Below are 10,390 nucleotides of genomic sequence, written 5' to 3' on the forward strand. Positions count from 1 at the left end.
TGATGTGATCACGCTAGCGCGGGCCACTGACAACGCAGCGAACTCCGCCGCTTCGCGGCTCCGGCACGAGGATGAGCCAACCCCGCCCTAAAGGACGGGGCTTGCGCTCAAGACATCCGGTCAATCCGAGCCGATGTGCTTCGCCGCGCGGCCCCGGCGCTTCGCATCACCCCGGCTCTTCGTCGCCCGGCACGTCAGCCTGCCGCTCCTCCGACCGGGGGACACACCGCAGCGGCCGGCGGGGCTGGAATGAATCGCATAAGTCTCTCCGCCAGAACCGAAATGCGAGGTTTCCTCATGCGCAACGCCCAACGTCACATGGCCCGGATCGCCGGTGTCTCCTGCATCGTCCTACTGGCCGCCGGGACCGTAGGCGTGGCCGGCGCCGAGGCCGCGCCCATGGCGAAGGCCCACGTAGTGGCGCCCGCGACCGGCAAGCCCTACCCGAACGACTGGCAGTGGTGGCAGTGGCAGCACTGCCACCACTACTGGGGCCACCCGTACTACTGGCACCACTACCAGAGCGGCTGGCCGTACGGCGGCACATGGTGGCCCAGCAACAACACCCAGGGCGGTACGCAGGGCTGGGGCTACGGCAACACCCAGGGCGCAACCCAGGGCTCCGGGTACGGCAACACGCAGGGCGGTACGCAGGGCTGGGGCTACGGCAACACGCAGGGCGGAACGCAGGGCTGATGGGTGCGGAGGCCGGCACCTCGCGCTGGGGGGCATGTGCGGGGTGCCGGCGGTCGGGCGGCTGCGGGCTGCGCCCGAGATCGCACGGTCCCCTCGATCAGGATGAGGATCGTGCCGGTCCGAAGCGGTGCTCTGGCCGCCCGGCCGTGCGGGTGGGCGACATCGCAGCACGGGCGCGGAACCGTTCGGCCGCGGGCAGTGGTCGTGCCGGCTGCCCGCGGCCGGGCTGCTGGATCAGCGGACGTGCACCGTCACCACGTCAGAGGTGTGCAGGCGCACGGGGTGGTGGTCGTGCCTGCTGGTCAGGCCGTACAGCACCGCACGGAATTTCAGGTCGCCGCGGTGCGCGGCCTTGCCGTGCGCGGTGACCCGCGCGTCGCCCTTGGCCACGGCGCCGCAGGCCTCCCGGTGCCACGGCTGCTTGCCGCTGCGCTCCTCCACGCACAGCTGATGCAGGTAGCCGGCGATGTCGTCGTCGCCGTGCGCCGTGACCGTGATGGTCTTGCCGGTGTGCGCCGTGTGGGGCGCCCTGATGTACACATCGCCCTTGGCGAACGCCGGCACGGCGGCCAGAGTCACCGCGGCCAGTCCCAGCGCGCCGATCACGGCCACGCGGCCGCCCCGCGCCTTCGTCCGGGTCTTCTTCGTCCTGGTCATGGACTTCCCTCCTGCGGATCTCCCCATCATGTGAGACCCGCCCCCTCTTCGCGACGGCGCCCGGTTGCGCCTTCACTGATCATTCAGATGGGCAGTCCCTGGTGCCCGTTGCGCCCCACCCGGCGCCGTTACAGATCCACGACAAATCCCACCGCCCACGTCCAATCCCGCCATCGGCCGCCATATCGCTTCGGGGGGCGGCAGCCCGCTGACCTGCCCGGTCCGGGAGCGCGCGGCGCTGAAGTGCGGCAGATCGCGGTGCGCGCGGAGGGCGTAGCGCGTCGTCGGCCAGTGGAGGCCTGGAAGGCCGGTCAGGTCCCTGTTCGAGCGGCGTCTGCCGCCTGCGGGGGACGCCGGTTCCGCCGGATGAGGTGATGGGCCCGGTCGAGCCGGTGACGTCGTGGTTCCGGTTGCCAGCACGGGATTGCAAGGACGCGAAGGCGATGCGGTCGTACGCGTACTCCGTGCTGATGCTGCTGCACTTCCTGCCGGCCCGGGACGCGGATCTGCGGTCAGCCGTGGCGAGCTGCCGCCGGTGCTCTCGCAGCCGGCAGTCAGGATGGCTGGACTTGGTCGAAGAGGGCGCTCACCAGGCGTTCCAGACCAGCCGTAGCCGTGCCGTCCGTCCGAGGGGGGCATCAGGTGACTCCTCCCCCTCATACTTAGGGGGCTTCTCGCTAGGCCGGTTGGGCTTCGCGGCGGGCCAGCCCGGCCCGTAGAACGTTGACGGCGCCCACGGTGTCGGCGTGCGCGGTGTGGCCGCACGAGACGCAGTGGAACTTCTCCTGTGTGGGCCGGTTCTCCTTGGCGGTGTGCCCGCACGCGGGACACCGCCGGGAGGTGTTGCGGGGATCCACGGCCATCACTTCCCGTCCGGCACACGCTGCCTTGGCGGTGAGGATGGTCAGGAACACCCCCCACCCGGCATCGGCGATCGAGCGGTTGAGCCCGGCCTTGGCGCCGGCCCCGTTGGGCAGGAAACGGCCCGGCTGATCGGGGTCCGGCCTGGGGGCGGGGGCCTTGCTCATGTTGCGGATCTTGAGGTCTTCGTGCGCGATGACGTCGTGCCCACGCACGAGGTCGAGCGCGGTCTTGTGGGCGTGGTCCAGGCGCCGGTGGCGGACCTTGCGGTGCAGCCGGGCAACCCTCTCCACGGCCTTGCGGCGGCGCTTCGAACCGCGCGTGCACCGGGCGAGGGCCTGCTGCGCGGCCTGCAGCTTTGCGGCCGCCTTCGCGCCGTGGCGGGGGTTGGGCACGAACGCGCCGTCGGAGGTGGCGAGGAAGTTGGCTATGCCCATGTCGATGCCGACCACGCTGCCGGCCTGGGGCAGCGGCTCGGGCTGGGCCTGCTCGGCGGTGAGGATGACGTACCAGCGCCTGCCTTCGCGCTTGACCGAGATCGTCTTGACCTTGCCGACCACAACCCGGTGCCGGTGCACCTTGACGTGTCCGACGCCCTGCAAGCGCACGCGGGTGACGGGATCGTGCGGGGTCGAGTCCCAGCGGCACCCGTCGCCGTCCTTCGGGAACTCCACCGTGTCGAACCGCCTGCCCGACCTAAAACGCGGATACCCCGGCGCCTCCCCGGCTTTCACGCGGCGGAAGAACGCGGCGAACGCCCTGTCCAGACGGCGCAGCGTGGCCTGCTGGGAGGAGAACGACCAGCGGCCCTGACACTCCGCATCGAAGGCGCGGATGTCCTTGAGCTGGGCGGACTGCCGGCCGTATCGCACAGTCGTCTTCGAGGCGTGCCGCCAGGCGTCGCGACGTTCCTGCAACGCGGCGTTGTACAGCGAGCAGTGATCACGCAGCATCCCGGCGAGCGCACCCGCCTGGCCCACCGTGGGCCGCATCAGGAACTTGTACGCACGGATCACCCAGTCCACCCCCCTCGGCCCTTGGGGTCGTCAACATAGTGCAGGCCACTGACAGTGCAGCGGACTCCGGCGCTGCGCGCCTGACGGTTCGAGGATGCGTTCCCCTCCCCGGCTGAAGCCGGGGATACCCACGCAAGATCAACGGATGGCGGTGCAGGACGCGGGCGAAGGTAAGGCCTCCGGGGCCGCTCCCGACCACGGCGATGCGCCGATGTGCGTCGGCATGCCGGGGCGGGAGAGGTCGTCCGTCCGGTGTCGTCTTCATGCGCACACCCTCACAGCTGCCGCCATGGCCCGCCGTCGTCTTCGCCGGCGACGAACACGGTCCCATCCATCTGCAAGGCGAGCCGACGACGCCCACCACCATGTCTCAGAGGCTGGAGAACGACGGCCGGCGGGCCCCTGCCGTCCGTGGACGGCGGAGCGGATCACGCTCCGCTCCCGCACGGGCACCGGCCTCGATGCGGGCTTCCCCGTTGTCTCCGCCGCCGGCATCCGGCATCCGGCTTCCCGACCGCACCGTGCTCGGTGGTGAACCCGTCGCGGGGAGGCCGGGCGCCTCGCGTTCGAGCGCCCGCAGCCGTGTGCATGCCGGTGCGCCGCACGGGCCGGTGAACCGGCATCCGATGACGCCCTACGGCTGCCGAGGGGGCGTCCCCGGGGGCGCGGGGCCTTCACGCAGGATCGGCCGCCTCGGCCGCCTGCCCGTCGGCCGCCGCAGGCGGGTGCGCCGTCCTTGCGCCGGTCTGCCCGGGCGGCCGGCGGGCTGCCACGCCGTGCAGGAGGTTGGTGATCAGGTTCGCTGTGAACTCCTCGGTGACCGGCAGGTCGGACAGCAGCAGCCGGTGGTAGCAGGCGCCCCAGAGCTGGTCCACCAGTACCTCGGGGTCGGCCTCCGCGCGCAGTTGGCCTCGCTCCTGGGCCCGGCGCATCGCCTCCACGGCGAGTGCGCGCCGGGGGCCGGAGTACTGGGTGAGCAGGACGGCGGCCAGGTCGGGGTCGGTCTGTGCCTGGCCGATGAGTTCGGCGATCACCCGGCCGGCGGGGGTGCGCGTGACGACGTGGACGAACGCGCGCAGCTGGGCCCCCAGGTCGGCTTCGATGTCGCCGCTGTCGGGGAAGGAGAGGGCCTGCTCGACGGCGTGGAAGTAGCCGTCGAGGGCGAGCGCTCCCTTGGAGGGCCACCACTTGTAGATGGTCGTCTTGCTGATCCCGGCCTTCGCGGCGACCGCCTCGATGGTGAACGCGCCCATGCCGGCCTCGAGCAGCAACGCGCCGGCTGCCTCCAGTGCGTCGGCGCGTACCGCTGCCGCCGGGCGGCGTCCTCGTCCGCGCCGGATCCGCCCGGCCGTCTCCTGCTCCGCCTCCGCAGGCATCCGCCCACCTCCCTGTCGGCTGTCGTGTGCCCAACCTGGCATATGGACGGCGCGTCCACAACATGATTATATGAACTCACCGTTCATTAATGCCCGAGGAGGCAGCACCATGTCCGACACCACGCGGGTCGCGCTCGTCACCGGGGCCTCCGGCGGCATAGGCCGCGCCGTCGTCCTGCGCCTGGCCGCCGACGGCATGGCCGTGGGCGTGCACTACGCCGGCAACAGGGCCGCGGCCGACGACCTCGTCGCCACCGTCGAAGCCGCGGGGGGCCGGGCCCTCGCGGTCGGCGGCGACGTGGCCGACGAACAGGCCATGGCCGCCGCGTTCGACGCGGTGGAGGCCGCGTTCGGCGGGATCGACGTCCTCGTCCACACCGCGGGCGTGATGACCCTCGGCCCCGTCGCCGACTTCGATCTCGACGCGCTGGACCGCATGATGCGGACCAACGTCCGCGGCACCTTCGTGGTGGCCCAGCAGGCCGCCCGCCGCGTCCGCGCGGGCGGAGCCGTCGTCACGTTCTCCACCTCGGTGACGCGCCTGGCCTTCCCCGGCTACGGGCCCTACGCGGCCGGCAAGGGCGCGGTCGAGGCCCTGACGCTCGTCCTGGCCCGCGAGATGCGCGGCCGCGACGTCACCGTCAACGCCGTCGCCCCCGGCCCCACCGCCACGCCCCTGTTCCTGGCGGGCAAGGACCAACAGACCATCGACCGCCTCGCCGCCCAGTCCCCGCAGGAGCGCCTCGGCACGCCGGACGACATCGCCGAGACCGTCGCGTTCCTCGCCGGGCCCGGCCGGTGGGTCAACGGCCAGGTCCTCTTCGCCAACGGCGCCCTCGCCTGACGGGGACGACGCGCCGGACCAGGAGCGCACCGGGGCGCACGACCACGGCAGGCGCGAACAGCAGCACGGCCCCGCCCCGGCAGAAGAACACCGAAGAACCAGGCAGAACAGGAGACCCCACCTTGAGCGCGCAGCAGCGCACCGCCCTCGACGCCCTCCTCCGCGACGGACCGCTCGACCTCGGCGGCGACCTCACCGAGCAACGAGAACTGTTCGAGCGGATGCTGACCTCCCGTCCGCCGGCCGGCGACGTCACCACGACGACGCACACGCTCGGCGGCGTGCCGGCCATCGCCGTCGACATCGCCCGCCGGCCCGGCGAGCAAACGGCCGGAGTGATCCTCTACTTCCACGGCGGGGCCTACGCCCTGGGCTCGGCCGTCTCGTCCGTGGGCCTCGCCTCCGACATCGCCCGCCACGCGCGCAGCCAGCTGCTCACCGTCGACTACCGGCTCGCGCCCGAGCACCCGCACCCCGCCGCCCTGCAGGACGCCGTCGCCGCGTACCGGGGCCTCCTGGACGCCGGTGTCCCGGCCGCCGGCATCGCACTGGCCGGGGAGTCCGCGGGCGGCGGACTCGCCCTCGCCGCCCTGGTCGCACTGCGGGACGCGGACCTGCCCCTCCCGGCCGCCGCGGCCCTCCTCTCCCCCTGGGTCGACCTGACCCTCTCCGGAGCCAGCACGACCGCCAAGGCCGCCGCCGACCCCGCGCTCACACCCGGCGCGCTGCGGCGCCGGGCCGCGGACTACGCGGGCACCCGCGACGTCGCGCACGGACCGATCAGCCCCCTGTTCGCGGACCTGACGGGCCTTCCGCCCCTGCTCGTACAGGCGGGCTCCCACGAGATCCTCCTGGACGACGCGACCCGTCTCGCCACCCGCGCGGCCGCCGCGGACGTCGCCGTCACCCTCGACGTCACGCCGGGTGTCCCCCACGTCTTCCAGGGCTTCGCCGCCCTCCTCGACGAGGGCGAGAGCGCACTCGCCCGGACCGGCGCGTTCCTCCGCACCCACCTGCCCGCACCCCAGGACTGACCGCGGCCCCAGGACACCCGGCGGACCGGTCCGCGACGAGAGGGCAGGGCTCCGGGGCCGGCCCGGGGAACGGGACGGCGGCAAAACGCGTGCGGCCGTCCTGCGCGCGCGTACGCGCAGAGCGCCCTCGCCTCCGTCGTGCACTGGGGCCCGTGAAGGGGTGGCGTGGTCGCGTCCGTCGAGGCTCGTCGGCGATGCCGCCGGGGCCAGGCGCGGGGCGAGGGCCGACCTGCGGTGGGCCTGCCTTCGGCGCGCGGCGCCCTGCCGGGCGTGATTGCGCCGTGGTGATGACGCCGTCGTGATTACGCCGTGGTGTGCCAGCCGGGTTCCAGGCTGTCGAGGAGGGCGTGGAAGGCCGTGTCGGCGCGTTCCCAGAGGCCGTCCGCCAGGGGGGCGACCAGGAGGCCGAAGACGGCGCCGGTCAGGAGGGTGGCCTGGGTGCGGGCGCGGTCCTCTGCCATGCCGAGGCCGCGGAAGAGGGACGTGAGCAGGTCCGTCCACTCGGTGAGGATGTCGCGCATGACGGGCCCGTAGCGGTCGGGGTGGAGCACGCTGGCGCTCATGACCTCGAGGTAGAGAGGGAGCGCGGCGCGCACCTCGGGGTCGCCGTAGTGGCGCCACACCTCCTCCATGAAACGGCGCAGGCCGGCGGGGTCCGCGGGCGAGCCCGAGGTCTGCAGCAGGCGGCGGGCGCGCAGGATGGGCCGGCGCTCGAAGATGCCGAGGGCCTCGGCGACCATCCGCTCCTTGGTGCCGAAGTAGTACAGGAGCATGCGGTCGCTGGTGCCCAGGGCCTGGGCGAGCGGGCGCAGGGACAGGTCCGCGAGGCCGTTGCGCATCACGTACTCGCGGACCCCCTCGAGCAGGGCGCGCCGCTTGGCCGGATCGGGCGGGCGGGGCATGCGGGCTCCTGACGCGCGGGAGGGGACGGCCGCGCCTTCCGGACTGTCTCCTTCGGGAGTTTTGGTGAGGTCTTTACCGTAGCGTCCATTACGTCTATATTTGAATGTAGCAGGTGCTACATGTACGGGCCCGGCGCATCGCCCCGGCCCGTTCGCCGGGGCGGACCGTCCGCCGCCGGCTCAGAAGGGACTGATCTCCATGGCCAGCCAGGCCATCGGCCGCGTCCTCGCCCCCCGCCGGGCGGCCCGGCCCTCCCCCGCCGGCATCTCCTCGTGGGTCGCCAGGCAGGGAGCCATGTGGTCCCGCATGCTGGCACCGCTTCTCCCGCTGGACGCGCCGCGCGGCCGCGCCAGCGCCTGGGAGGCCTCCTGGCCGCTGCCGCGGGAGCTGACCTCGGCGCGCCGGGCCAGGTACCTGGTGACCGCGCAGCTCGGCGAGTGGGCCCGGGGCGACCTGGCCGACACCGCCGAGCTCCTGGTCAGCGAGCTGGTCACCAACGCCCTGCGTCATACGCGCGGCCCGCTCAGGCTCAACCTGCGGCTGCGCCACTCCCGCCTGCTGTGCGAGGTCGAGGACACCGAGCCCGCCAGCCCCGTGCGCAACACCGCCGCCCCGGACGCGGAGGGCGGCCGCGGCACCGAACTGCTCGACATGCTCGCCGACGCCTGGGCCAGCACGCGGACGGCCACCGGCAAGACCATCTGGTTCGAGCTGCGCACCGAGGGGAGCGGGCTGTGAGGACCACCCCAACCGGCCGGCGCCCCTCGCCCCGCCGTCCGGCGGCGGCCGCCGGTTCCCGGTGTCCGTCCGCCTGGTGAGGTGACGGCGGCGGGCCGGCTCGTACTCCGGGCAGCCGCTCCGCCGGTCCTTGCCGCCCCGTGTGCCGTCACCCCTGTGCCGGTCGCACTGCGCGGTCACCGCGACGAGGCGGGGCGGGCCGGTGGGGGCCTCGGTGCAGGCGTCGCGTCCGGCCGCACAGCCGAGGCCGGCGCCGCGGTATCGGCGCAGCGAGCCCCGGACGCCGGGGAGACGCTCCCCGATGTTTCGTGACGGCCCGCCGGCCAGAACACCGCCGGGTGCGAGGACCCTGGCGATCTCGGGTCCCGCGACGGCCATGTCGAACCAGTGCAGGGCGTTGCCGGCCAGCACGGCATCGACACAAGCGTCCGGCAGCGGTACCGCCTCGGCGCTGCCCGGCAGGGCACGGACATCCGGCAGTGAGCGGCGCAGCTCGGCCAGCATCCCCGGATCGGGCTCGACCGCGATGACCTCGGCCCCCAGCGCGACCAGCGTGCCGGTCAACTTGCCGGTTCCGGCGCCGAGGTCGAGCACCCGCGGGCCGGGGGCGGGTTCGAGCACCCAGCGCACCGCGGCCCAGCCCGGCCTGACCCTCACCGCCTACAGCGCCGCCCCGGACACCCCCGACCACGACAAGATCCGGCTCCTGGCCACCTGGGCCGCCACCGAGCGATCACAGCCCACCAGCCGCATCCGGGCGACACCCGACCAGCAGAACCGATGAGAAGTGGACCGGCCCCTCGAAGTGTGCGACCGCTCTCGCAACGACCGGTTACGAGAGTTCCGCGAGAGGCCCTCGCCTGCACCTGCCATCACCGACGGAAAACCGCCCCTCGGTGTGGGGCTCGGGGCACGTGGCGTGGGCTGCAGTGCTTTTCGCGGCCAATAGGTTTTCGGGGCCCTATCGGACCGTCCGTTCGGGGACCGTCGGAAGGACCTTCTCGGCGATGCCGAGGAGAACGCTGTCGTCCGGGAGGGCTCCGCTGGTGCTCCACACGGTGATGTCGTAGTAGCCGCCCCGGTCCTTGCGGTCGAGGGCCGCGGACAGCGTCCTGGCCAGGGGACCCTGTTCGACCGGTCCGCCTGTTCCGCCGCTCCCGAGACTGATCTTCAACTTCATGGTGTGGTCCGAGGAGAAGACCGCGGGCCGGCCGAGAACCCTGAGCGTCTTGATGTCTCTCTCGCCCCCGATCTTCATCAGCTTCACGTACCGGGCGGTCGACAGCCCGTTGTAGGTGGCCGAGACATTCACGGTGTAGGTGTCGAACGCGACCTCGGCCTCCGGCCGGGCGACCTTTCCGTCCGTCAGGGGCGCGGTGTCGCTGGTGCCGGAAGCCGTGGTCGCAATCTCCCCCGGCGTTCCGAGGAGCTGGGCCAGATCGGGCCGGTTGAGCGCCTTGCACAGCTCGTCACCGGTCACGGCCCGGGGCGTCTGCTTGTAGGCCTTCGGCGGCTTCGCGTGCTCCCCGTCCGGGCACGAGGCGGGCTGCGGCGTACTGCGGTCGGACGGCAGCACGTGCGGGGCCGCCCATAGTGCGGCCGCGAGCGCTCCGAACACGGCCACCGCCGCGACGGCCTGCCCCCACGCGTTGGGCTCCTTCGCCGGAGTGGCCGAGGCGGGACGCGGACCGGCTCCGGCCAGCACCTGGGGCTGGGGTTGGGGCTGGTGGTGTGCCTGGGCGGCGGCATCGGCCGCTGCTCGGTCTGCGGAGGCCGCCGGGCTCGGGTTTCGGCGGGCGCGCAGGGCCCGGAGCACCGCGTAGACGCGTATCGCGGTGAACACGAGGAAGACCACGCCGAGAGCGGCCGCGACCCGGTCGTGATCGCGGACGGCGAGATACATGATGCGTGCGCCGAGAACGGACCCGATGGCGATGAGCAGGGGTTCGCGGACCCAGAAGGGCAGCAGACGCAGGAGGAAACCGAGCATCCGGCGATCTCACCAGGACACGATCATGTTCGCCGTGGCGGAGGCCACAGTTCCGGGAACATGCAGGACCCGGCCGAAGCCAAAGGCCCCAACAGGGCCTTGCAGGATCCGGGTGTCGGGCCTGTGCCCTCTGGTTCCTTTGAGCGGGTGACCGATGATGGGGGCAGAGGCATCACGGCTCAAGCAGGCGGGACCATGTCTTTCACGCCCTCCGCCGCTTCTTCCGCTGCACGGCCCGGCTGCTGCGCGGCGACGGACCCACGGACCACCGGATC

At 72.8% G+C, this 10,390-nt stretch carries 10 protein-coding genes and 1 pseudogene; 5 read left to right on the forward strand and 6 right to left on the reverse strand.

Going from position 1 to position 10,390, the window contains the following annotated elements; translation table 11 throughout:
• Window positions 1-297: 297 nt before the first annotated feature.
• Window positions 298-696 carry a hypothetical protein gene (locus ACWEN3_RS32090; RefSeq protein WP_452977904.1) on the forward strand — a complete coding sequence of 133 codons (399 nt, stop codon included), beginning with the start codon at window positions 298-300 and terminating at the stop codon, window positions 694-696.
• Between the two features lie 234 nt (window positions 697-930).
• Here ACWEN3_RS32090 and ACWEN3_RS32095 read toward each other — a convergent pair whose 3' ends face one another.
• From ACWEN3_RS32095 to ACWEN3_RS32105, 3 genes are all read right to left on the reverse strand, one after another.
• Window positions 931-1,353 (reverse strand): hypothetical protein, encoded by a 423-nt coding sequence (locus ACWEN3_RS32095; protein ID WP_452977907.1) that lies wholly within the window; start codon window positions 1,351-1,353, stop codon window positions 931-933.
• A gap of 677 nt (window positions 1,354-2,030) precedes the next feature.
• Window positions 2,031-3,230 carry an RNA-guided endonuclease InsQ/TnpB family protein gene (locus ACWEN3_RS32100; protein ID WP_452977910.1) on the reverse strand — a complete coding sequence of 400 codons (1,200 nt, stop codon included), beginning with the start codon at window positions 3,228-3,230 and terminating at the stop codon, window positions 2,031-2,033.
• 674 nt (window positions 3,231-3,904) lie between these two features.
• Window positions 3,905-4,606, reverse strand: a complete 702-nt coding sequence (locus tag ACWEN3_RS32105) for a TetR/AcrR family transcriptional regulator C-terminal ligand-binding domain-containing protein (RefSeq protein WP_452977913.1) — start codon at window positions 4,604-4,606, stop codon at window positions 3,905-3,907.
• 109 nt (window positions 4,607-4,715) lie between these two features.
• Between ACWEN3_RS32105 and ACWEN3_RS32110 the strand changes: the two genes are divergently transcribed.
• Together ACWEN3_RS32110 and ACWEN3_RS32115 are read left to right on the forward strand one after the other, a co-directional pair.
• The gene (locus ACWEN3_RS32110; protein ID WP_452977916.1) at window positions 4,716-5,450 is read left to right on the forward strand and encodes an SDR family oxidoreductase; all 735 of its coding nucleotides are present in this window, start codon (window positions 4,716-4,718) and stop codon (window positions 5,448-5,450) included.
• Window positions 5,451-5,572: 122 nt separating this feature from the next.
• The gene (locus ACWEN3_RS32115) at window positions 5,573-6,484 is read left to right on the forward strand and encodes an alpha/beta hydrolase fold domain-containing protein (RefSeq protein ID WP_452977919.1); all 912 of its coding nucleotides are present in this window, start codon (window positions 5,573-5,575) and stop codon (window positions 6,482-6,484) included.
• A gap of 302 nt (window positions 6,485-6,786) precedes the next feature.
• On the opposite strand, the gene ACWEN3_RS32120 is transcribed toward ACWEN3_RS32115, so the two are convergent.
• On the reverse strand, window positions 6,787-7,386 hold the full coding sequence (locus ACWEN3_RS32120) for a TetR/AcrR family transcriptional regulator (RefSeq protein WP_452977921.1): 600 nt from the start codon (window positions 7,384-7,386) through the stop codon (window positions 6,787-6,789).
• 199 nt (window positions 7,387-7,585) lie between these two features.
• On the opposite strand from ACWEN3_RS32120, the gene ACWEN3_RS32125 reads away from it, so the two are divergent.
• Window positions 7,586-8,125 carry an ATP-binding protein gene (locus tag ACWEN3_RS32125; RefSeq protein ID WP_452977924.1) on the forward strand — a complete coding sequence of 180 codons (540 nt, stop codon included), beginning with the start codon at window positions 7,586-7,588 and terminating at the stop codon, window positions 8,123-8,125.
• 381 nt (window positions 8,126-8,506) lie between these two features.
• Here the strand turns inward: ACWEN3_RS32125 and ACWEN3_RS32130 are convergent.
• Window positions 8,507-8,755 (reverse strand): annotated as a pseudogene (locus ACWEN3_RS32130) (class I SAM-dependent methyltransferase); the annotation flags it as partial.
• Here ACWEN3_RS32130 and ACWEN3_RS32135 point away from each other — a divergent pair.
• A complete protein-coding gene (locus ACWEN3_RS32135; RefSeq protein WP_452977927.1) occupies window positions 8,652-8,909 on the forward strand; it encodes a hypothetical protein in 258 nt (85 codons plus the stop codon). The pseudogene ACWEN3_RS32130 and the gene ACWEN3_RS32135 sit on opposite strands and share 104 nt — an antisense overlap.
• A 177-nt stretch (window positions 8,910-9,086) precedes the next feature.
• Here the strand turns inward: ACWEN3_RS32135 and ACWEN3_RS32140 are convergent, their stop codons facing one another.
• Window positions 9,087-10,115: a DUF6215 domain-containing protein gene (locus tag ACWEN3_RS32140; RefSeq protein WP_452977930.1), complete on the reverse strand. Its 1,029-nt coding sequence runs from the start codon at window positions 10,113-10,115 to the stop codon at window positions 9,087-9,089.
• Between the last annotated feature and the right edge of the window lie 275 nt (window positions 10,116-10,390).

It is taken from the genome of Streptomyces sp. NPDC004561, from assembly GCF_053602155.1.

Bases quoted from the DNA above. Each gene is read 5' to 3' on its own strand.
- ACWEN3_RS32090 (WP_452977904.1), top strand. From the start codon at position 298: ATGCGCAACGCCCAACGTCACATGGCCCGGATCGCCGGTGTCTCCTGC.
- ACWEN3_RS32095 (WP_452977907.1), bottom strand. From the start codon at position 1,353: ATGACCAGGACGAAGAAGACCCGGACGAAGGCGCGGGGCGGCCGCGTG.
- ACWEN3_RS32105 (WP_452977913.1), bottom strand. From the start codon at position 4,606: ATGCCTGCGGAGGCGGAGCAGGAGACGGCCGGGCGGATCCGGCGCGGA.
- ACWEN3_RS32110 (WP_452977916.1), top strand. From the start codon at position 4,716: ATGTCCGACACCACGCGGGTCGCGCTCGTCACCGGGGCCTCCGGCGGC.
- ACWEN3_RS32120 (WP_452977921.1), bottom strand. From the start codon at position 7,386: ATGCCCCGCCCGCCCGATCCGGCCAAGCGGCGCGCCCTGCTCGAGGGG.
- ACWEN3_RS32125 (WP_452977924.1), top strand. From the start codon at position 7,586: ATGGCCAGCCAGGCCATCGGCCGCGTCCTCGCCCCCCGCCGGGCGGCC.
- ACWEN3_RS32135 (WP_452977927.1), top strand. From the start codon at position 8,652: ATGACCTCGGCCCCCAGCGCGACCAGCGTGCCGGTCAACTTGCCGGTT.
- ACWEN3_RS32140 (WP_452977930.1), bottom strand. From the start codon at position 10,115: ATGCTCGGTTTCCTCCTGCGTCTGCTGCCCTTCTGGGTCCGCGAACCC.